The sequence below is a fragment of the Psychrobacter sp. Ps2 genome (genome assembly GCF_022129405.1).
GTDB lineage: Bacteria > Pseudomonadota > Gammaproteobacteria > Pseudomonadales > Moraxellaceae > Psychrobacter.
The window spans coordinates 1-22,959 of sequence record NZ_JADQAM010000048.1; the positions used below are offsets into that span (position 1 = coordinate 1).

General features: G+C 44.0%; 19 protein-coding genes, 1 tRNA gene, 1 pseudogene and 1 other annotated feature. Of the genes and pseudogenes, 7 read left to right on the forward strand and 14 right to left on the reverse strand.

The genetic code is table 11. The features are described 5' to 3' along the window. Window positions 1-84 precede the first annotated feature (84 nt). The 4 genes and pseudogenes from I3254_RS05695 to I3254_RS05710 all read left to right on the forward strand — a co-directional run. Window positions 85-978 (forward strand): annotated as a pseudogene (locus tag I3254_RS05695) (IS3 family transposase); the annotation flags it as partial. Between the two features lie 115 nt (window positions 979-1,093). After that, window positions 1,094-1,477 (forward strand): hypothetical protein, encoded by a 384-nt coding sequence (locus I3254_RS05700; RefSeq protein ID WP_238052020.1) that lies wholly within the window; start codon window positions 1,094-1,096, stop codon window positions 1,475-1,477. A gap of 103 nt (window positions 1,478-1,580) precedes the next feature. Continuing rightward, window positions 1,581-2,800 (forward strand): IS3 family transposase gene (locus I3254_RS05705; RefSeq protein WP_238052021.1). Its coding sequence is split into 2 segments (ribosomal slippage): window positions 1,581-1,866 and window positions 1,866-2,800, totalling 1,221 coding nucleotides; the frame shifts between segments, so codons are not numbered across the junction. Beyond that, window positions 1,856-1,972 (forward strand) — a sequence feature (AL1L pseudoknot). It overlaps the preceding gene by 117 nt. Before the next feature lie 463 nt (window positions 2,801-3,263). Continuing rightward, window positions 3,264-4,238: a DUF1853 family protein gene (locus I3254_RS05710; RefSeq protein WP_238052022.1), complete on the forward strand. Its 975-nt coding sequence runs from the start codon at window positions 3,264-3,266 to the stop codon at window positions 4,236-4,238. 81 nt (window positions 4,239-4,319) lie between these two features. Here I3254_RS05710 and I3254_RS05715 read toward each other — a convergent pair whose 3' ends face one another. The 8 genes from I3254_RS05715 to I3254_RS05750 all read right to left on the reverse strand — a co-directional run bounded on the left by I3254_RS05715 (window position 4,320) and on the right by I3254_RS05750 (window position 13,224). Continuing rightward, window positions 4,320-4,850 carry a DUF2726 domain-containing protein gene (locus I3254_RS05715; RefSeq protein WP_238052024.1) on the reverse strand — a complete coding sequence of 177 codons (531 nt, stop codon included), beginning with the start codon at window positions 4,848-4,850 and terminating at the stop codon, window positions 4,320-4,322. Window positions 4,851-5,101: 251 nt separating this feature from the next. Then, a complete protein-coding gene (locus I3254_RS05720; RefSeq protein WP_238052025.1) occupies window positions 5,102-6,307 on the reverse strand; it encodes a LysM peptidoglycan-binding domain-containing protein in 1,206 nt (401 codons plus the stop codon). A gap of 258 nt (window positions 6,308-6,565) precedes the next feature. Beyond that, window positions 6,566-7,939, reverse strand: a complete 1,374-nt coding sequence (folC, locus tag I3254_RS05725; RefSeq protein WP_238052028.1) for a bifunctional tetrahydrofolate synthase/dihydrofolate synthase — start codon at window positions 7,937-7,939, stop codon at window positions 6,566-6,568. A gap of 199 nt (window positions 7,940-8,138) precedes the next feature. Next, the gene (gene accD, locus I3254_RS05730) at window positions 8,139-9,086 is read right to left on the reverse strand and encodes an acetyl-CoA carboxylase, carboxyltransferase subunit beta (protein WP_180952657.1); all 948 of its coding nucleotides are present in this window, start codon (window positions 9,084-9,086) and stop codon (window positions 8,139-8,141) included. Window positions 9,087-9,468: 382 nt separating this feature from the next. Next, window positions 9,469-10,293 carry a tryptophan synthase subunit alpha gene (gene trpA, locus I3254_RS05735; protein ID WP_238052030.1) on the reverse strand — a complete coding sequence of 275 codons (825 nt, stop codon included), beginning with the start codon at window positions 10,291-10,293 and terminating at the stop codon, window positions 9,469-9,471. 38 nt (window positions 10,294-10,331) lie between these two features. Continuing rightward, entirely contained in the window at window positions 10,332-11,075 is a 744-nt protein-coding gene (locus I3254_RS05740; RefSeq protein ID WP_238052032.1) for a hypothetical protein, read from the reverse strand. Window positions 11,076-11,087: 12 nt separating this feature from the next. Continuing rightward, window positions 11,088-12,362: a tryptophan synthase subunit beta gene (trpB, locus tag I3254_RS05745; RefSeq protein ID WP_238052034.1), complete on the reverse strand. Its 1,275-nt coding sequence runs from the start codon at window positions 12,360-12,362 to the stop codon at window positions 11,088-11,090. A gap of 160 nt (window positions 12,363-12,522) precedes the next feature. Beyond that, window positions 12,523-13,224 carry a phosphoribosylanthranilate isomerase gene (locus I3254_RS05750; protein WP_346015377.1) on the reverse strand — a complete coding sequence of 234 codons (702 nt, stop codon included), beginning with the start codon at window positions 13,222-13,224 and terminating at the stop codon, window positions 12,523-12,525. 171 nt (window positions 13,225-13,395) lie between these two features. Here I3254_RS05750 and I3254_RS05755 point away from each other — a divergent pair, with 171 nt between their 5' ends. Further along, window positions 13,396-15,012 (forward strand): FAD-binding domain-containing protein, encoded by a 1,617-nt coding sequence (locus tag I3254_RS05755; RefSeq protein WP_238052038.1) that lies wholly within the window; start codon window positions 13,396-13,398, stop codon window positions 15,010-15,012. A gap of 21 nt (window positions 15,013-15,033) precedes the next feature. On the opposite strand, the gene I3254_RS05760 is transcribed toward I3254_RS05755, so the two are convergent. After that, window positions 15,034-15,774 (reverse strand): DUF4230 domain-containing protein, encoded by a 741-nt coding sequence (locus I3254_RS05760; protein ID WP_238052040.1) that lies wholly within the window; start codon window positions 15,772-15,774, stop codon window positions 15,034-15,036. Between the two features lie 593 nt (window positions 15,775-16,367). Here I3254_RS05760 and I3254_RS05765 point away from each other — a divergent pair. Next, the gene (locus I3254_RS05765; RefSeq protein WP_102093514.1) at window positions 16,368-18,086 is read left to right on the forward strand and encodes a proline--tRNA ligase; all 1,719 of its coding nucleotides are present in this window, start codon (window positions 16,368-16,370) and stop codon (window positions 18,084-18,086) included. A 123-nt stretch (window positions 18,087-18,209) separates the two neighbouring features. On the opposite strand, the gene queF is transcribed toward I3254_RS05765, so the two are convergent. From queF to I3254_RS05785, 4 genes are all read right to left on the reverse strand, one after another. Continuing rightward, on the reverse strand, window positions 18,210-19,097 hold the full coding sequence (gene queF / locus I3254_RS05770; RefSeq protein WP_238052041.1) for an NADPH-dependent 7-cyano-7-deazaguanine reductase QueF: 888 nt from the start codon (window positions 19,095-19,097) through the stop codon (window positions 18,210-18,212). Between the two features lie 65 nt (window positions 19,098-19,162). Beyond that, window positions 19,163-19,936 (reverse strand): ABC transporter permease, encoded by a 774-nt coding sequence (locus tag I3254_RS05775; RefSeq protein ID WP_160023143.1) that lies wholly within the window; start codon window positions 19,934-19,936, stop codon window positions 19,163-19,165. 29 nt (window positions 19,937-19,965) lie between these two features. Then, window positions 19,966-20,928, reverse strand: a complete 963-nt coding sequence (locus I3254_RS05780; protein ID WP_101204942.1) for an ABC transporter ATP-binding protein — start codon at window positions 20,926-20,928, stop codon at window positions 19,966-19,968. Window positions 20,929-21,245: 317 nt separating this feature from the next. Further along, window positions 21,246-21,902, reverse strand: coding sequence for a c-type cytochrome (locus tag I3254_RS05785; RefSeq protein WP_101204943.1), 657 nt, complete (start codon window positions 21,900-21,902; stop codon window positions 21,246-21,248). Window positions 21,903-22,254: 352 nt separating this feature from the next. Here I3254_RS05785 and I3254_RS05790 point away from each other — a divergent pair. Beyond that, window positions 22,255-22,331, forward strand: a tRNA-Arg gene (locus I3254_RS05790). A 242-nt stretch (window positions 22,332-22,573) separates the two neighbouring features. On the opposite strand, the gene I3254_RS05795 is transcribed toward I3254_RS05790, so the two are convergent. Further along, window positions 22,574-22,936 (reverse strand): hypothetical protein, encoded by a 363-nt coding sequence (locus tag I3254_RS05795; RefSeq protein WP_238052042.1) that lies wholly within the window; start codon window positions 22,934-22,936, stop codon window positions 22,574-22,576. Between the last annotated feature and the right edge of the window lie 23 nt (window positions 22,937-22,959).

The following is a 22,959-nucleotide window of genomic DNA, read 5'->3' on the forward strand; positions in this document are numbered from 1 at the left end:
CAATGAGCATGCGAACGGCGCGTTCTTTAATCTCAGGAGTATAATGTCGTGTTTTCATTGTCGTATTCTCTCAGAATGTTGAGTCTCCGACAATCCCGGGGCGGTTCATACGACTTTATCAAAGACAACCAGCAAGTCTTTAGCATCACCACTATGTGCCGCGTACTACAGGTTAAACCCTCAAGCTACTATGACTGGCTAGGTCGTCATATCAGCTGTCAGCAGGTACATCGTAATCAGTGCGAGTTATTGGTTAAAGCCGCGCACAGTGAAACCCTCGAACGCTACGGTTTTGAGCGTCTGCATGCGTATCTAAGCGGACAAGGACATAATATTAGTCTATACATGCTCAGAAGCATCAAAGAGGAACACGGCATCAAATGCCGTTGTCATAAGCGCTTTAAAGTCACCACTGACTCTAATCATCACAAACTGGTCTATCTAAACGTGCTCGATCAGAAGTTTGACACCAGTCGCCCTAATGAGTCTTGGGTTAGCGATATTACTTATATCTGGACACATGAGGGCTGGCTGTACTTAGCAGGGGTCAAGGACTTATACACCAAAGAGCTGGTCGGCTATGCTATCAATAAGCGAATGACCGCAGATCTAGTATGCAAAGCATTGAACATGGCCATCAGGAATAAACGTCCAAGCAAAGGGCTAATAGTCCACTCTGACAGAGGCAGTCAGTACTGTAGCCATGCCCATGCCTACCACAAGATCGTTAAGCAGCATCAATTTATAGGCTCAATGAGTGGCAAAGGTAATTGCTTCGACAATGCTCCAATAGAAAGCTTCTGGGGCACTTTAAAGAACGAGCTGGTATATCATCAGGATTATAAAACAAGGTTTGCCGCCATCAACGATATTATTAGATACATCGAGCTGTACTACAATCAGACGAGAATTCAAAAGGGTTTGGGCTATAAATCACCAAGACAGATGTGGTTTGATTATTATCGTCAGGCTGCTTAACTAAAATCTCCCAAGTTTATGTATACGGATTTGACGGCAGGGGACACCACCTCATACAGACTTCAGACTACCTAGTAGTGTTGAGTATCTAATTGGCCACAATATTAATTTAGACATGGCTGTTCTTAAAAATGCTGGCGTGACCCATACACCTAAATTGATATGTACCAATGCCATGGCTAACTTCCTGCTTCCTACGCTAGAAAGCCATAAGCTAGTATCCCTGCTTTATCATTTTCATCGTAATATAGCCCGTGCTCAAGCAAAGAACGCGCATGCTGCCAGTGCTGACATTTACTTCACTGAGCTGGTGCTTAGTAGTCTGATGGATTTGGCTAATAGCCAAGGTTATGAGATAAGTGATGTGGAGAGCTTATATGAGTTTAGCCAAATGGCGCGTATACCCACGCACTTAAGTTTTGGCAAGCATAAGGGAGAGGCTATTGTAGATTTAGCTGCGAGCTCTGAAGGTGCTGGCTATATTAGACTTCTTGCATAAGTCATCGTCAGCCCTTGTAACTCCGTCAGTGGAAGTCAATGAACTGGTACTTTTGAACCGCCCCGGGATTGTCGGAGACCTAATATTCTGAGAGAATACGACAATGAAAACACGACATTATACTCCTGAGATTAAAGAACGCGCCGTTCGCATGCTCATTGAAGCGGCAGGCGACTACCCCTCTACCTGGTCAGCGATTCAAGCCATCGCCCCTAAGATTGGCTGCACGCCTGAAACCCTGCGATCCTGGCATAAAAAGCACATTGATCAAACCATTCCTGCCTCAGTGCAAGCTCAAAGTGACAAAGAGCGCATCAAAGCGCTTGAACGCGAGAACAAAGAGCTCAAGCAAGCCAATGAGATTATACGTAAGGCTGCTGCTTTTTTCGCCCAGGCGGAGCTCGACCGTCCACCCAGATAATGGTTCAGTTTATTGATGACTATAGAGGTAGTTATGGGGTCGAGCTGATTTGTAGAGTACTACCGATTGCCCCGTCAACCTATCACCGTACTAAAGACCTAGAGTGCTGCCCTGAAAGGCGTTCACTGCGCAGTCAGCATGACGACTACTATCTCAGCGAGATTAAACGCATCTGGCAGGACAGCAAATGTCGCTATGGTGCTCGCAAAGTCTGGCGGCAGATGAAGGCAGATGGCATTTATATCGCACGCTGCACCGTCGAGCGTTTAATGAGACAGCATGGTCTGCAAGGTGTCTGGCGCGGTAAGGGTAAGATTACCACCAACAGCCGTGATGATCAAAAGCGTGCTGATGACTTGGTTAATCGTAACTTTAGCGCCCATCGCCCTAATCAGTTGTGGGTTGCAGATTTTACTTATATCAAGACATTGAGCGGCTGGGTTTATACCGCTTTTATCATCGATGTATTTGCTCGCGCTATTGTCGGCTGGAAAGTATCGAATCGCATGAACACGGATATGGTAATGGCGGCATTAAATCAAGCGATAACAGATAGAAACAATCCCAAAGATGTCATTCATCACAGTGATCGAGGGGTTCAGTACTTATCAATTCGCTACACTGATAAGATGACGGACTCTGGCGTGATTGCTTCTGTCGGTACAACTGGCGATTCATACGACAATGCATTGGCTGAAACGGTCAATGGGCTTTACAAGTCTGAGGTGATTCATTATTTAAAGCAGAACTGGACTGGTGTGAACGATGTTGAACTGGCAACCCTTGAATGGGTGGATTGGTTCAACAAGAAGCGTCTACATAGCACGATTGGATATGTGTCACCCTTTGAGTTTGAAAAGCGGTATTATGATAATTTAACCCTGTCAGGCATCGCTGCCTGACTCAAGTAGATCAGCCTCCGATATAGTCGGGGCGGTTCAGTGGTATGCGTGCATACAACACGCTATGCACGCATACCCTGCTCTATACATGCATAAGTATTTAGCTACAACCACACAACCTATAATATAAATCCATGAACCGTTACGCACCATAGTGTAACGACATAACATGGAGCTAGACAATGACCCAAAAAAACTATAACTTTCTCAATTCAGAGCAGCAACCATCGCATAACGCGCCTAACAATATATTAAAATGGCTACTGCCAATACTTAAGACAATACTCAGCATTCTATTAGCTTACCTGCTATCACCCCCTGATATCAGCATTCATATCCATCACATTAATATCCTGTTTTAAGCCAACAAACTGAGCACTACCCTAGCCGATACTTGTCATCTATAGACTTTTATAGAGCGAGCCGTTAGGGTAAATGCTACACCTTCACACTGGTTTATGCTATGTCCGATCTTGTCAATCAGCCCATATCTAATCGCCGTATAGATAATGCACCTTGGGAACGTTACCGCCGACCTTATGTGCGCGATTTGGCTTATGTACTGTCGTGTCCCAATGTTTTGACGCAGTGGCTAGACTTTGCACCGCATCAGAATACACATACGGTTGCCGTGCATAGCGCACAATTTTGGCAAACGCAGTTTGAGGCGTATGAGCAACGATTAACAGAGCTAGACACCACTGCCGCCTATCAAGAGCTGACTCGCTATTTACTCAAACGCCCTAGCCCCAATCGACTGGGTTTTCATTTTGAAGGCTTACTGTCATTTTGGCTAGAGGATGGATTTGCGTGCAAGCTGCATCCGTATGAGACACTGGCTAGCAATGTGCAGCTCTATAATGGCAAGCAAACGACTGGTGAGCTTGATTTGATCTTGTATAACCATGCAGAACAGCTGGTTGAACATTGGGAGCTAGCCATTAAGTTTTTTATGGGGTCAGCACCTTTTGAGCCTGTGAATTGGGTTGGGATTAATTCCAATGATAATCTACAGCGCAAAATGACACACATGCAAACCAAGCAATTCCGAGCAGTGTGGGTAGATACAGAAAATCACGGACAGGTAAAAATCGATAAGCGTTATGGCGTGATTAAAGGCCGATTCTTTTTACCGATTAATACAAATGATTGTGGTGATTATGATTGGCCATACTGGCTAACACCGAGTTTTCCGATACATGAATGGTGTGATAAAAGAGACAGGGCAAGTCTTGCAACGATTGACAATACAGCTTTGCGAGCCGCGCACTATATTGAATGGTTCACCAAGCGCGACTTTTATGATGAGCGAAATGCTTATGATGGTCGGCAGCAGATAGTTTGGTCAGATAGCGAACTACCTAAAACAGGTTTATATTTTGAAGGTAATCGACCAATCGTTATTTATCCAAGGCAGTCAGACCAACTCGATGAATAAATTTAACTAACCTAAACTTTTAAAATAAAACTGCTTAGATAATATTCTGGTCTTAACAATCGGACAGCTTTCACAGAATGCTTAATAGCTCTCAATCACTTGCATTAGCTCATATCTAAGCATATCGGCACTCGGCATACACTCAGCGTGGAAGCGCACCATTGCAATACCTGCACTGGCAAGCGCCTTATCTTTTTTATCATCCGCTTTTTGGCGGGCTTTACTACTATGCGTCCAGTCATCAAGCTCGATAGCGACCAAGGTAGTCTGAGCATCGACATCCACAATCACATAGTCAACGCTCTGACGGCAAATACGATTAAACCAAAAGCTGCGCTCCGATGTCTCGTCACTATTGGCTTCAATGATTCGTGACAGCTGAACCTGCACAAATATATGATATTCCGGCAGCGCATTTTTTAATTTATTAAAAAATATAACCTCAGTGTCGGTCATGATTGGCATTGGGGCAAATGGCCAGATAGCCAGCTCATCACCGCGCACAGGCTTTGGTTCAGGCTCTACGATTGGGCGTTTCGCCAATAGTTTTGGTAACGTAATCAGCCCTAAAAACCCAACGGCCAAGATTAAAAATATAGCGCCAAATGACATGGTTTTACCTTATACAATATAATAGTGACCGGCTAACGCTCACAACTCTCAAGAGTCAACGACTGGCTGATCACCACAGGGCAACCTTTGTAGGCTGACAGGTTATACAAAAATGATTAATAAAAATGGTGCTCATCGTAACCAAGCTTGCGCCAATCGGCAAACGATAAAACAAAAAACACGACAGTATTTGTCGTGTTTTTATATAAAGTAGATAAAAGCCGAATCGAGACCGTTAGAAACGCTCTAGCTTAACGCCAGTAAAGCACCCAAGCGCTGGTCGTATTTACTTTAGGGTCACTATTGATTTTATCTTTCAATGCCAATGCTGCGACTTTGCCACGTTCAGGCCCAACCACGACACGTACTCCACGACTGGTGGCACTGGTCTTGACTTGATAACCTGCTGCTCGGAACTTTTTCGCTAACTCATCGGCCTTGGCTTGGTCATTTGCTAGCGCTACTTGCACTCCAAAGCTACCCTTAGCGTCTGTTTCTTTGACTTCTTTACGCGCTTCACTCAGTTTTTGCTGCGCTTCACGTTTTGCATCGGCAGATTTCTTCGCCAGCGCTTCTTCTTGCTGGCGCTTCTTCTCACGCGCTTGCTCAGCGGCCGCCGCTTCACGCTCTAAACGTTGTACCTGTTTGCTCGATGGAATGGTGATGCTCTGACCCAGTTGTAGCGCTGCTGATGGAGATAGGTTGTTGGCTTGAGCTAATACTTCCACAGGCATGTTGTATTGTCTTGCCAGTTTGATCAGTCCATCACCTTTCTTAATCTGGTATTCAGAAGGCGATTTCGGTGGCTCGTTTTTAGCCGCTTCCGCTGCTTCTCTTTTTCTCTCAGCCGCTGCTTGGGCTTCCGCCTGCTTTTTTGCTTCGGCTAGTTTCTCTGCCTCCGCTTGTTTTTTGCTCTCAGCAAGTTTTTTGGCGCCCGCTTGCTCTTTTATAGCAGCTTTCCTTTGGGCTTCTTGTTGCTCTTGAGCCGCTTTTTGCTTCTCGGCTTCGCTAGACTTTGTAGTATCAGTAGTAGACTGACTCTCAGTACGAGGCTGAACGGTCAGATCTGTAGTAACGTCTTTTGTAGCCTCTGTATTGGTAGTTTCATCAGTAGCTGGCGCACTATTATCAACATATTGCTGGCTCTCAGCACGTGCCTTAGCCAATGCTTCTGCTTCAGCAATCTCCTGCTCTGTCAAAAACTCTTTTGCACGTTTTTCTTGCTCTGCAACGCGAGCTGCACGCTCTTTTTGCTTTTGCGCAAGGATACGTTTTTCTGTTTCGATATCAGTCGTAAGCGGCTGCGGAGACTCTTGCTCCGAGCTTGATTTATCAACCATCGCTGACATCGGTTCTGGTTGGTCGCTATCGCCAATCTGTTGCACCATAGCGTATAGCATCACGCTACCGCCGATAATCATCCCAATGCCCAATAAGGCTTGTCTCGAAAAGTTCATCCGTTTACGTCTCTTAGTTGGTAATAAGGTTGATTGAGCGGTGCAGCGACTATCTCAAAGCAGTATATCCAATCGCTTTAATCATGATCTCTTACCGCCAGTTACTGTCAGTTAATGCCATCAGGGTTCAAAATTTGTGCCGACCATCTTCTACTAGTCTGGCAAATCATTTTGATTATAAAGCATATTTTTCATGCTGTCTGCCATCAGGCTATGACTAAGATTAACATTAAACAGGCACTACTTTAACTTAAATTATCATACGCTAAGGGCACTTAACGCTTCCCCAATCGTATGAAACGAGCCACATACGACGATAAGGTCTTGCGGTTGGCTCGCCTCTATCACTGCATGGGTCGCTGTATGCAAACCATCGAACGCATATATATTGGTGCTATCGACGTATTTAACCAAAACATCTTGCAGCTGCTCAGTAGTCGCGGCACGAGGGTAATCAATCTCAGCGATAAACCAATCACTAATCGGTAAGCCTGCTTGGGTTAAGCGCTGCACAACCTTATCAATATCTTTGTCACCTAACATAGAAAATAGCATTTTTATCTTTGGTGTAGGGATATCCGCTGAGCTATTTTGATTACTATGTCGGGCTACATGCTGCTGCCAAAACGGTAATAGCTGTGCTAGTAAGAACTCAACACCTTGCTCATTATGCGCGACGTCAAATAACCAATGGCGGCTATGGTTCTCACGATAATCGAAACGACCTGCGAGTTTGACAGTTTGTAGTGCTTGCTCAATGGCCTTGATACCGACATCTAATGGACTTGCTAATACGGCTGATAGTGCATTGGCGGTGTTAGTCAACGATAGCGCAGGACGTGGTAACTGCAAGGTAACCGCTGCATTACTGTATTGCCAAGTCGTTGCATCAATATCGCGGTAGCTAAAATCTTGTCCTATCTGATAGCAAGTTGCCTGCTGAGTATCGATAGCGTGTTGCACGCTGGATGGCATCTCAGTAGCACCGTAAATCAGAGGAATGCCTTTGCGCAAGATACCTGCTTTTTCGCGACCAATATCCTCGACATTATCACCCAACCAGTCAACGTGATCGATACCGATATTGGTAATAACTGCCATGTCAGGATCAATAATATTGACCACATCTAGCCGTCCACCCAGTCCCACTTCTAATACCCACACGTCACAGTCTGCTTCAGCGAATATCAATAGCGCTGCTAGTGTGGTCATCTCAAAGAACGACAACGTCAAATCGCACTGTAAACGTGCAGCCTCTACGTTGCTAAAAGCCTCAATCAGCGTCTGATCGCTGACCATCTCGCCATTGATACGCACACGCTCGTTGAAAACGCTAAGATGTGGCGACTGATATAGTGCCGTCTTATAACCTGCGGCTTTACACATTTCGGCAATGACAGCGGTTGTAGAGCCTTTGCCATTGGTGCCTGCTACAGTAAATACATAAGCGTCATCTTTCGCTGACTGCACCACGCCTAACGCTTCTGCAACAGGCAACACACGTGACAATCCCATATCGATTGCAGATACATGAATCTGCTGCATATAATCGAGCCATTCAGTTAGGCTAGCACTTTCATTAGGACTATGGGCGTTGGGGCTGCGAAGGTCAGATGCTAAAAGGTCAGACATGAATAGAACCTATATAAAATTTAATAAGAGATAAAAATATATGTGTTGGCTAAAACCAAAAATAGCACTTACCGTGCAATGACGATAAATGCTATTAGGGGTCTTGCATATGCAGTAGATGTTAGCACGCAGCTAAGTCATTATGCACTCAATAAATGATTCATTATACTGAGTCATTTACCTTATCGAGCATCTCATTTTACTGAGCATCTACATTTGGTACGCGGCATAGTTTTGCAAGTAGACGATAAATCGTATCGATTAGCTGATGACGATGTACTACTTCATCCACTACGCCATGCTCTAATAAGAACTCAGCGCGCTGGAATGGCTCTTCTAGCGTCTCGCGTACAGTCTGCTCGATTACACGCTTGCCCGCAAAACCAATCATCGCTTTTGGCTCTGCTAGATGGATATCACCCAGCATCGCCAGTGATGCAGTTACGCCGCCGTACACAGGATTGGTCAATACCACAATATAAGGAATCCCAGCGATTCTTAGACGCTCAATCGCTGCTGCCGTGCGTGCCATTTGCATCAATGACAATAAGCCTTCTTGCATACGTGCACCGCCAGAAGCAGCAAAGCAAACCAAAGGTACTTTTTGCTCTAGCGCTTTTTCAGCTGCTTGAACGAAACGATCGCCAACAACTGAACCCATTGACCCGCCCATAAAGCGGAAATCAAAAGCACAGGCAACGATATCAAGGTTACGCAGTTTGCCATACATAGCAACCAACGCCTCAGACTCACCTGTTTTTTCTTGTGCTTCACTCATACGCGCAGGATATGGCTTACTATCCACAAAGCTCAATGGATCTTTTGCCGTAAATTCTTGTCCTGTCTCGCCGTCTACTTGATCAAGCAGCCAGTTCAAACGCTCACGAGCACTCATCGGTAAATGATGATCACAATGCGGGCACACATAACAGTTAAAAATCAGCGCTGTGTTAGTAATCATCGAATGACAATTACTACACTTGGTTGATGGTTCAGTCTCTACCGCGGACAGTGGCGCAGTCAAATGCTGCTTGATACCTGGGATAGGACGATTAAACCATGACTGCCTATCCGTATTGCTGTTTGGCGCGGCTTTAGCAGTATTGTTATCGGGTTTTGTTATTGTATCAGTCATATTATTTGCCATCATAAAAGGCTTATTGACAAGTTTGCTCATTCGCTTGTCATTGAGAGTTTAATGGTTGTCTAAACAAAGCGTCTAATACAGTCATAACATGAGCAGTCATGCGACATACTGATAAATAAATCTCGTATGTCGGTCATTTGATTATGCGCTTGTTGATAGATAATGTATTTGCCAATCAAAATGACAAATAAATCACTGCTACCAGACACCATATAATAGTGATGTTAGTTTACACTCGTAAACTAATTTTAGCAAAGTCATTTAGTATTGTCTTCACGTAAAGCATTTGAGTAAAGTCTTTAGATAAACAATAGCTGCAATTTGACTTTGCCATTTCAAATAACTGCTTCTTCAAGTAACAACAATATGAAAGCAATAGCTATTAAGCGCTTAAGCTGTCTAACGCTGCACGTAGCTCATCCATTTTTGCCATGATGTTCTGCTGTGCATTTGCAACCGCAGCGGTATCGTTGGCATCAATATCGGCAAAATTCTGTACCAAGGCACTACCGACGATAACGCCATCTGCATGAGTACCAATCGCTTTTGCAGAGGCGCCATCACGGATACCGAAGCCGACGCATACTGGCAGGTCTGTTTCTGCTTTGATTGCTTGTACTTGAGTTGCTACATCGTCAGTATCTAGCGTGGCTGAACCAGTCACACCTTTTAGTGATACATAATAGATATAGCCGCCACAATGAGTCAATACTTGCTCACGGCGCTCAGGCAAAGTCGTTGGCGATAGTAAGAAAATCTCATTCATCGAATGATCGGTCAAATGCTGCGTAAAGCTACCCGCCTCTGCTGGCGGCAAATCTACCATCAACAAACCGTCAACGCCTGACTGCTCGCATAGTGCCACAAAGTTGTCATAGCCAATGATTTCAACAGGATTAAGATAGCCCATTAGGATAATTGGCGTCTGCGTATCTGTTTGACGAAACTCTGCAACCATTTTTAGTGCATCACGAGTACTCGTACCTGCTGCTAATGCACGCTCGCCAGCTAAGGCAACGGTTGGGCCATCGGCCATTGGGTCAGAGAATGGTAAACCGACTTCGATCATATCGGCGCCGTGTTTCACTAAGTCGTGCAACAGACCTACCGTAGTGGTCGGATTGGGATCGCCTGCCATTACATAAGGAATCAGGGCTTTTTTATTTTGTGATTTTAAGGTTTCAAAAGTGCTTTCGATTCTAGTCATAATGGTCTCTTTAGTTATCTATCTCTTCAGACAAGTTATTATTTAAATTTTATATTAATGATAGTATTACCATCTTGACCTTTGATCAACAGTGCTCCGTTCATAACCATTTCTAATTCATTAAAACTTATCAGCACTTGTTCTTGCTTAACAGTATTACCCTTATAAACCGTTTTAATAACTTTATTAGCTATAAGTAAATAAGTCTTACAGATTAGCTTACTATGCTCTTCAATAGTTAATTTAAGGTCAATATTGTTACTTTCATCATTTTTGGGATTAAAATATGTCAGCTCATAATCATCGAACTGTAATCTAACAGGTACGAACATTTCAGTCTCAGAATCACCTTGGACAGTATAATTAATACTATGAGCACCTAGTTTATGACGAGCTTGCGTTATAGATAAATTATTGAACTCTTGCTTTATTAATTTTGGATTTGGACAATTGAATAGTTTAAATATATGTAAAATAGCTTGTTGCTGTTGGTAAACAGCATTCAAAACTCCATACAATCTCAGATATTTCTCACCCAAATCATTATATTTGGTAGGACCTGATAAACCAAACTTCAAAAAACTTTTTAAGGCCTCATTAGAGTCTTCTAGAATATCCTCAGAAGCAATAATTTCATTCCAATCATTTTTCGCATTTAGCTTAAATTTTTGTTGGGCAAAGCCTAGAAAGTCATTGGTTTCTTTAGAAAAAACCTGCTCCCTTGTAAACTCAATAAATCTATCGTTTATTAAGTTTACCAAGTCAACCATATCTGTACTCAAAAAAACGTCCTTTTACAACTCAATCCCTTCCGCCTTCATCACTGAATGCAGATCCTTGTCACCGCGACCTGACATATTAACGACGATCGTCTGGTCAGGTGTCATGGTTTTCGCCAGTTTCAATGCATAAGCGACCGCATGAGCAGTTTCAAGCGCAGGAATGATACCTTCTTTGCGCGTGGCCTCATGGAAGCCTTCTAGCGCTTCTTTGTCAGTACAACCGACATACTCAACACGCTTCATGTCTTTTAGGAAGCTATGCTCTGGACCGACACCAGGATAATCAAGACCCGCTGAAATAGAATGTGTCTCTTGAATCTGGCCATCATCATCTGCCATTAGGTAAGTACGGTTACCATGTAGCACGCCGATACGACCAGCAGCCAATGGTGCTGAATGACGACCTGACTCGATACCATCACCCGTTGCCTCGACGCCATACATTTTAACTTCAGTATCGTTCAAGAAGTCAAAAAACAAACCAATCGCGTTTGAGCCACCACCAACACAGGCAACCAATGCATCTGGCATTTTGCCTGTTTTTTCTAGATGCTGAATGCGCGCTTCTTTACCAATAATCGCTTGAAAATCACGAACCAATAGCGGATAAGGATGCGGGCCTGCCACAGTACCGATAATGTAATAGGTGCTATCGACATTGGTCACCCAGTCACGCATGGCTTCGTTCATTGCGTCTTTGAGCGTACGTGAGCCAGAAGTGACGGGCACAACTGTCGCGCCAAGCAAGCGCATACGATAGACGTTCATTTTTTGACGCTCGACATCGTCAGCACCCATATAGACGATACATTCTAGCCCTAAGCGTGCAGCAATCGTTGCCGTCGCTACGCCATGCTGTCCTGCACCAGTCTCAGCGATGATACGTTTTTTGCCACACATTTTGGCAAGCAATGCCTGACCAATGGTGTTATTTACTTTATGTGCGCCTGTATGGTTTAGGTCTTCACGCTTAAAGTAAATTTGCGCACCGCCAATCTCATCGCTCAAACGCTTAGCATGATACAGCGGCGTTGGACGACCGACATAATTGACCAAATCATTGTGATACTCTTCCCAGAATGCTGGGTCTGCTTTGACTTTGGTATAAAGTGTTTCTAGCTCTTCTAGAGCAGCCATTAGCGTCTCAGAGACAAAACGCCCCCCATGTACACCGAAATGACCGCGCGCATCAGGATACTGGTTGAAGTCCTGTACATTTTCAGGATTGGTAAAAGTGTTTACAGACTGTGCGGTAGCAGATAAATCTTTGTTCTCGACATGACTCATGATAATTCCTACTGTAATAAGTGGTATTTTTTAGATAACTTTAGATAAATAGAGAGAAAATAATAAAAGGGATAATAATCTAATAAGATTTAAGCAGAAAAATCGGAATAACGATCAACTAAGCAGATTGTTTATCGCAAATAGCTAGATACAAACCCACTTAGATGGCGCCAGTGACCGTAGCGTTTTGCCATCGATCGCGTTTGACCGCTTTCATAAAGGCACGCATTTTGGCAGCGTCTTTTTTACCTTTATCAACCTCAATACCACCGCTCACATCGACGCCATAAATAGGTAAATCTAATGTCGCGGCAACATTGTCGGCATCGAGCCCACCAGCCAAAACGATCGGCAGTGCACTGTCATGTGGAATGAGACTCCAGTCAAAACGTGCGCCTGTACCGCCGTATGCATCTTGATGATAAGCATCCAGTAAAATACTACTGGCACCTGCAGTCGAAAACTGGTTAATCTGAGCGCGGACGCTATCGAGGGTGTCTTGCTCTGTATTGATACGCAATGCTTTGATCCAGCGTTTATTGACCATACCTGCCAGCTGTTGGCATTGCTCAGGCGTTTCATCACCATGGAACTGGATAATATCAAAAGAGACGTTGCTTGCTAAGTTAATCAGCTCATCTTTGGGCATATTGACTACCAGTGCCACCACGCTGACAAAAGCAGGTACGGCAGCGCTCAGAGTTTGCGCCTGCGCTATTGTGACCGCACGTGGACTTGGTGGATAAAACACCAAACCCACTGCATCTGCACCTAGCTGTGCCGCAGTCTGTATATCACTAAGCTGAGTAAACCCGCAAAACTTAACGTGCATTTTGTGACCTTGCGTTTCATGGTACTGAATATGACACCGATTATAGCGGCATCAGATAGGTTCAAGCTAAAGATAAATCGTTAGATGTGATGAGGTTTTGTTAACCAAACGGCAAAGCCATTGCATCCAAAAACTTATCCTAGCATACTTTTATCCTTAGTTTTGTTTATGATTGCTATTGATTAATATAGGGATACTTTGATGTCTAAGACTGCACAGACAGCCGCTACTGATACTGACGACAATGCAACTAGCAAAAATCCACCGCATTACTTAATGTGGTTTCGTCGTGACCTACGCATTCATGACAATACCGCTCTAGCAGCGCTTTGTGAACGCGCAAAAGAAGACAACGCCTCGGTATCTGCCGTATTCTTTTTGACGCCTGAGCAGTGGCAAGCGCACGATACGTCTCTTGTACAAGTCGATCACATTGCTCGCACGCTACCTATTTTAGCAAAGGACTTGCAATCAAAACTGAACATCACTTTAACAGTACAGCTCTGCCCAAGCTTTGCTGACTGTATAGATGCGCTCACGACCTTATGCAATGACAATGAAATCAGCTGCGTCATGGCCAATCACGAGTACGAAGGCAATGAGATTGATCGTGATGAGCAATTAAGCAAACAACTTGCAAAAGACGACATCGAGTTTGTCCGCTGGCATGACCAGTGCATTTTGCCACCGCAAAGCATCACGACCAATGATGGCGATAGTATGTATAAGGTCTTCACCCCGTTTTATAAAAAATGGCGACATACGTTGGACGTCAGCACCATTCAAATGCATGAAGCGCCCGCAGTGGTTAGCGATTATAAAATCAAACTACCATCATCGCAAACGTTTGCCGATACAATCGACGATATCAAAGCACTAAACGAAAAAATGCTCAGTGATTATCAGCAGACATTAGAAAAGAATGAGTCATTGCAGTATATCGATATGACAGCTCAGCTTGACCAAGCAAGAGACGCTTATCCTGCAGGTGAGTCTGCCGCTTGCCAGCGTCTAGAGGCATTCGTCGATGATGATATCAATGATTATGATGTAAGCCGTGATGTCCCCCATCTGCACGCAACCAGTCAGCTATCGGCTTACCTCACTATAGGCTCTATCAGTCCTAGAATCTGCTATCTACAGGCGAGCAAAGCACAAGAAAAGCTACACGGTAATGACGGTGATAATGAAGACATCAATCGCTGGATAAGCGAGCTTGCGTGGCGAGACTTTTATCGCCATGTGCTAGTAGAAAAACCAAACCTGATTCGTCATAAGGCTTATAAAGAAGATACCGACAATAAGGTTAATTGGTCATATGACAACGATGATTTTGAGACATGGTGCACAGGCATGACAGGCGTGCCGCTCGTAGATGCAGCAATGCGCTGTTTAAATGCGACAGGGTTTATGCATAATCGCTTACGAATGGTCACCGCGATGTTTTTGACCAAAGACTTATTGATTGATTGGCGCTTGGGTGAACGCTACTTTATGCAGCAACTGATAGATGGGGATTTTGCCTCCAATAACGGTGGCTGGCAATGGAGCGCGTCGACAGGTACCGACTCAGCGCCCTACTTCCGTATTATGAACCCCTTTAGCCAAGCCAATACGCACGATTCTAAAGCTCTGTTTATTAAAACTTGGCTACCAGAGTTAAAAGATATTCCTAACAGTATCTTACATAACGAAGATAAGATGCGTAAAGAATTGGCAAAAGGTGGTAAGTTTGCCGATGTCGACTACCCTGCGCCGATGGTCGAGCATAAATCAGCACGCAAGCTAGCTATCGCCGAATTTAAAAAAGAAGCTTAATTTTAGAAAATAACCAGCAGGCTAGCTATTGGTAGTGACTGGCAACTGACATGCACCTGCACCCTGAGTGGTAACCGTCACTACCGCTCCCGTGAGTGCAAACAGCTGCTGCAATTGGGTTTGCGCATTTTGCAATGCCATATTCATGACATCACCTCGGCAGGCACGCTCAAGCACTTCTTTTTTTGCCATGGTCTGTGCTTGTGCCAATATCTTAGGATCGACTTGCATCATGCCAAAAGCCCCTGTCTGCCAGTCATAAATCTCGATATCATCTAGATATACTGAAAATATCTCTGTAGGCGGCAAAGTAATATTGATTTGTGGCATAGTGGCAGCTGGAGAATTGGGGTCAACTACTTGCTCTTCGTATGCATTAGCTTGAGCAGGTTGCACTATTTGTACCATCTCAGGCGTCAACGCACTCAAATCCACCCCTGCCTCTACGCGACCATGAGCGATAAACAATGCCTTTTGCTCATCTTGCCACAGTTTCATCCAACTTCCTGTTCGCTCGCTCGTAATCACTGTATCAACGCTGAATGCGACGGTATGTAAACGATTTAACTGCTGAATTTGCGTAACCACACCTTCACGGGTAATGGTTTCTATCGGCGCTTCTTCTGGTTTGTTTTGCGCACTATAAATAGCAAAAACAATCGCTGCTAGACCGATCAGTAATATCACCCACGACATTGTCGCAATAGGACGTTTCGCAGGCTTTTGAGTGGCATTAGCGTTATTCATATCAGGATTATCCATAGAAGCTACCTTTATAATGTTGCATCGTTTGGTAAGGCTAAGAGCGTTGTAAAAATAGAACAGATGCTTAGTCTATAAATGCGACTATTGTGCAGTAACTTCAAGTAATGGCTACCATTCCTCTACATAACTTTATCCATAAACCTCTACGCAACCACCTCAATAAACTGTCTCTCAAGTAATCAGTGCTTTCGCTATAAAATCATATGAATAGCTCAATTATTTATCCCTTATTGAAGCCTTTGTGTCACGTTCGGTCTGAAAAGACAAAAAGTCATTGCGTCTTAGGCGAACTTTACCTAACATAGTCAGATTGTATGAATAAAATGTCAGTCTCAAAGCATTTATCAGGGTTTTGACCTGAATATATTGCATTTTTGGCATATTGATACATCAAGTCAAATTTGCCTCTCTTTTATGAGAGTGGTTTTTACTGATGTGCTTTGTATATAAGCAGGTTGGTAACTAGGAAATACCCTAGATTATTGCTAAGTGATAAAGGTAAGCTTGCGGCGGCAATGAAACGATTAGCCATACGCTCAACATCCTACTATTTCTTATTTTTTTATCGTTGATAAGGTTACGCTTTATTTATGAAAGCCAGTCAATTTTTATTTGCCACACTAAAAGAAACCCCAAGTGATGCCGACATCGCCTCAAGCCAATTGATGGTGCGTGCTGGTCTTATCCGCAAGATTGCTTCTGGATTGTATATTTGGTTGCCTATGGGTCTGCGCGTCTTGCAAAAGGTCGAACGTATTGTTCGTGAAGAGATGCAAAATGTCGGCGCACAAGAAGTGCTAATGCCGATGACTCAGCCTGCTGAGCTTTGGCAGACGACCGGACGTTTTGATGATTATGGTCCTGAGCTATTGCGCTTCAAAGACCGTCATGATCGCGACTTTGTACTTGGTCCAACGCATGAAGAAGTCATCACCAATCTAGCACAAGGCGAGCTGCGTAGTTATAAACAACTACCAATTACTTTCTTTCAGATTCAAGGTAAATTCCGTGATGAGATTCGTCCACGCTTCGGTGTGATGCGCGCCCGTGAATTCACCATGAAAGATGCTTACTCTTTCCATGTGGATCAAGCCTCATTGGCCAAAACTTACCATGATATGTATGACGCTTATACACGCATCTTTACCCGCTTGGGCTTAGATTTCCGTGCGGTACAAGCAGATACAGGCTCTATCGGTGGTTTTGCCTCACATGAGTTCCATGTATTGGCAGATAGCGGCGAGGACGATATTGCGTTTTCGGACTCATCTGACTATGCAGCCAACGTAGAGCTAGCAGAATCTGTCAGCACTGCTGAGCGTCAACCGCCAAAAATGGAGCGTGAAGACGTTCTAACTGAAGGCATGACCAGCTGTAAAATGGTTGCTGAACACTTGGATATCCCGTTAGAAACGACGGTTAAAACCTTGATCGTTCATGGTCATACCGAGAATGATGAGCCACAACTGATTGCTATCGTGTTGCGCGGCGATCATCAGCTCAACACTATCAAAGCTGAGAAAATTGAAGAAGCCAATGTACCATTGACGTTAGCGTCTGACGAAGAGCTAAAAGCGGCAGGCCTACATAAAGGTTATATCGGTGTTAATTTAGATATGCCTGTATTCGTTGATCGTTCAGCAGCGGCGCTTTCAGATTTTGTTTGCGGTGCCAATGAAGTGAACAAACATACTATCGGTATGAACTGGGCACGTGACACTCGCATTACTCGCATCGTTGATGTGCGCAATGTACAAGAAGGCGACCCGTCTCCTGATGGTAAAGGCAGCCTAAAAATCAAACGCGGTATCGAAGTCGGTCATATCTTCCAGTTGGGTGATAAATACTCACAAGCGATGAACTGTACGGTTTCTGGTGAAGATGGCAAACCTGTCACCTTGATGATGGGCTGTTATGGTATTGGCGTTAGCCGTATCATTGCCGCTGCTATCGAGCAGAACAATGATGAAAACGGCATCATGTGGCCAAAAACACCAACGGTTGATGATTCAATCGCTCCTTTTGAAGTCGCCATCATCCCGATGAAGTCTAAAGAAGAGACGGTCATGCAGACGGCAACCGCCCTGTATGAAGAGTTGAAAGCTCAAGGCATCAACGTACTACTGGACGATCGTAACGAGCGCCCAGGCGTTAAGTTTGCTGATCTTGAGTTGATTGGTATACCGCATCGTATCGTCGTGTCTGATCGCAACTTAGCGGAAGACAAGTATGAGTACGTCAATCGCCGTGAAGCTGAAAAGCAAATGCTGAGCCGTGAAGAAGTTATGGCAAAAGTAAGCGGTAAATAGTCTTGTAAATAAAGACTATATAACAGAAAGCGCCTATCTCACATAATGAGATAGGCGCTTTTTTATTAGCTTAAAAACTATTTAACATTGTATTTTTATTAACATTGTATTTTTAGCGAGAACTTACTGGCGGATTAAACGGCTTGGCTCAGGCAATAAACTGATATCACTGACACGGCAAGGATTGATATCGATACCACCGCGGCGCGTATACCATGCCCGTACCATCAGCTCACTCGGCTGGTAGTATTGGCTCAAATCAGCAAATATCTGCTCAACACACTGCTCATGAAAACCATTGTGCTGACGGAAGCTCAATATATAGCGCAGCATATTTGCATTATTAAAAGGCTTATCAGTCGTAATCGATACGGCCAACGTGCCCCAATCTGGTTGATTGGTCACTGGGCAATTACTACGCAGTAGATTGGAATAAAAGGTATACGGCTGCGTACCATCACTTGCCATGCTTTCACTACTCGCCTCTATTTCTTCGCTAGCACTTAGCAATGACGCATCAGGATGTTCAGTTAACGCAACTTTGTCCGTATTGCCTGCTAATGCCTCATCGATACAAACACCCTCAGGCTGAGCAATCAATAACGCTGTTTCGTTACCATTTATATCATCATTTAAACCGAATAACGCTACCTGTACGTCTGCTTGCAAGCAAGCTGACAGGTCTTTCGCAATCAACGCTTGTACGTCGTTCCAACTGGCGAATTCGGTAAAGTTAATACTATTCAAATATAACTTAAGCGATTTTGATTCTACGATAAACGGTGAGCTAGCAGGAATGCTAAAGCGCGCGATAGCCACTTGCGAGATGCCTTGCGGATTTAACCAAGATATCTCAAAAGCCTGCCACCAATCGACACCGACGGTTAACTTGTCGTCTTGCCAACCAATTGCATCACGTCCCATGCTACGCGCAATCGGATATAGCGTCTCTGGGCTATACTCAGTTGGATAGTCGGTGGTTTGCTCACCCAAGATACCGTGAATACTCATCTGTCTTCCTAATATTAAACCGTTTTAAATTTGCTCTAAATAATATGCTTAGCGAATAATACACACTACAAACGTACACGTGAACCGTTACTTAGCAAGCGATAAGCGATGGTATAAAATATCGCACAGAACACAAAAATAGCCGCCATCGAATACCAAACGTTGACATCAGAGTAGCCAAGAATACCGTAACGGAATGAGTTGACCATATAGACGATAGGATTCAATAGCGAAACATTTTGCCAAAATGGCGACAAATTCTCCATCGAATAAAACACACCGCCAAGATAGGTCAATGGCGTCAGTACAAAGCTTGGGATAATAGAGATATCATCAAACGAGCGTGCAAATACCGCATTGATAAAACCACCTAACGAAAACAAGATAGACGTGCCAAGTACCGTAAATATAGTCACAAATAAATGCTCGATACCAAGATCAGTAAAGAACAGCGCCACTATCGAGACAATCACACCGATAGCCAGTCCACGGAAGATACCACCACTGATATAACCCATCAAAATAGCATGCTTAGATACTGGCGAGACCAAAAGCTCTTCGATACTAGACGTGAACTTAGCACTAAAGAAGCTTGAGACGACGTTAGAGTAACTGTTGGTAATGATCGACATCATGATCAAACCAGGCACGATAAACTGCATGTATGGCACGCCGCCCATCTCACCCACACGCGAGCCAATCATTTTACCGAAGATGACAAAATACAGGCTCATCGTGATAACTGGCGGTAGCAACGTCTGCGGCCAGATACGTAAAATACGGCGCACTTCTTTGAACCAAATAGTACGAAACGCAATCCACTTCTTACTCAACGACATTGTTTTATTATGATCGACTAATTCCTGACTCATAATCCCGCCTCCTTCATGCTATCTGCACTCTGAATGTTTTTGTCTACCAAGCGCATAAATAACTCTTCTAGTCGGTTGGCTTTATTGCGCATACTCGCCACACTGATACCTTTATCAGACAACTGATCAAAGACACCGTTTAGTGACTCACCTTCTGTCAAGGTAACTTCTAGCGTTTGCTCGTCTGGTTGCGAGACCCCTGTCACTCCTGTCAGAGCCAATTGTTCAGTGAGCGGCGTATCCAAATCAAATACAAACGTCTCTACCGACAGCTGAGCCAGTAGTTCTTTCATTTCCGTATTGATTCGAATCTCGCCGTGATCCAAGATAGCAATGCGTTTACACAATTGCTCAGCCTCTTCGAGGTAATGAGTCGTCAGAATAATAGTAGTATTTTCTTCAATATTAATCTGCTGCATAAATTCCCACATCGAGCGGCGAAGCTCGATATCAACACCCGCCGTTGGCTCATCCAGAATCAATAGCTTTGGCTTATGAATCAATGCTCGCGCAATCATCAAACGGCGTTTCATACCACCAGATAGCTCACGTGATTTGCTGTCGCGTTTATCCCATAATCCTAGCGCTGTTAATAGTCTTTTTGCGCGGGGTTTGGCTTCTTTCGCCGGAATGCCAAAATAACCCGCTTGCGTAATCAAGATATCTTCGACTTTTTCGAACATATTAAAGTTAAATTCTTGCGGTACAACACCAAGGTATTGCTTGGCAATCGAAGGGTTCTCTAATAGGTCTGTGCCGAAAATATGAACGCTACCGGTGGTTGGCTTAAACAATGAGCTAATAATACCAATCATGGTAGATTTGCCTGCGCCGTTTGGCCCAAGTAACGCAAAGAAACCACCTTGTGGTACTGTTAAATCAACCCCTTTTAATGCCGAAAACCCATTGTCGTAGGTTTTAGATAGGTTTTTTATGGAGAGTGCTGGTGCATCAGACATGAAGACCTCTTTATTTGTTATCAATTTGTATAAAATGCGATTTTAGAATAATAGGCCGTGTTGAACATTCGACTATCATTAGCATATAGGCAAAAGCCGTATAAGAATGTTCAACACACTCTACTATCTAAAGGGGACAATATACGGTAATAAACGAACTAATCTCATAAAATGAGGCTACTCATGGCGAATTTCAACTGCCTTATATTCGAAGTACCATATTAATAATACTCATCATGAAAAAGCGCCTATCTCATCACTGAAATAGGCGCTTTATAGATAACTATCGTAAAAGCTTGGAAGGTAATCAACAAAGATTAGCTTGCTTCTGCGACCATATAATCTACGGCATTTTGAACTTCTTCATCAGGAATATCCGCGCCACCTTTGGCAGGCATCGCATTGAAACCATTGATAGCATGGGTATATAGCGTGTCTTTACCTTTTGCGATACGTGGACCCCAAGCGCCAGCATCACCAAAGATAGGAGAGCCTAGCAAGCCTGCTGTATGACAAGTATGACATACGGCGTTATATACCGCTTTACCGTCACGAGGACCATCGCCAGCAGCTGGGCCAGATGAGCGTGCCGTTACATCACAAGCTTCACCATCTTCAAAACAGATATTGGCAACAGGCTGGATACGCGCAATCAGATTAGGATACAAAGCAATTAGCTTCTGTACTTGCGGCGTATCTTGTGGAATTGGCTCTTCATCAGCGGCAGGCGCTGCAGCGGCAGTTTCTTCGCCTTCTGCTGGAGCGGCTTCGTCAGTGGGCGCAGCACCATCTGTCGTATCTGCAGCAGCTTGGGTATCGTCACCTAGCGTTTCAGGAGCAGCTTCTACGACCTCTTGGCCTTCTGCTACGTCTGACGCAGTTACAGGAGTGTCTACAACATCTTCAGCTTGGCTCACCGCGATACTAGCGATTCCTAGAATGGCAGCTGCCGATAACATAACTACTTTTCTCATTCGTCACGTTCTCTTATTACGTATACAAGGACTAGCACGGCTCGGACATTCTGTCTGTCCTTCTTTGACGACCTCTAAGTCTTCAATAGCAGACAGCCATCCCGCGTGCCAGCGCACTTGCAATCGGTGATTATAAATATGAATTCTCCCCAACATTATAAGGGAAAAGGCAGGTAAATTGCCATGCTTGTTTAATGACTTGGCTGTTTTTTCTTAAAAAACCTCAATCGCGACTGTCATTTATTGGCTTTATGCTTTTTATTTGTTAGACTAAGCGGTCTTTATTTCTAGACACCTTATGCTAATTATCATGCGCATCTAAGCGTGACAGTCAGACATATCGTTATCATATGCGCTCGTAGCTCAGTTGGATAGAGTATCGGTCTCCGAAGCCGAGGGTCGTGGGTTCGATTCCCGCCGAGCGCACCAATCATATTGTTTATAACCTCGCTCTACCCTTCCCTTAGTACTCTCTTAAACTACCTAGACTTATTAAACCTACACTTCAAAATGTTTGCGGTTTTTCTGTGCTTATATATTTCTAGTGCTCTCACCTATAGTCGATTCAGTATAATTTGGATACAAGGAAGCCGAGTGAAAGTACTACAAGTAGTAGACTGAGCGAGACTGACACCGTAGCCAATTTATAGAGGATTGACTATATAGCAAAATTACTCTGCATCTTGTAAATTGGCAGTCAATTGAGCACGGCTAGGTATACGGTGATAATTGATCACGGGCAAATCACCCAAACGGCGCTGACCTTCAGCAATCTTTTTATCAATCGTAATCATCGCAATTTTTTTGTCTTGTTTGCTAACGAGCAAATGATTTGCCTTACGCGTGACTCGATAAGCGGCAAAATGCTGTTTTAATATCGCTGTTGTTTTTTGCAGCGCATCATTCGGTGTTGCATTTTTTGATTTTGCGCCGCTATGCTTTTCGCCTACTTTTGCGCCGCGCGATTTTGCCACGAACCATAAAACTGCGATGACAGCGAACAATATGACAAGCCACCAAATTCCGTCTATCATAAGTAAAAATATCCATTATTAGC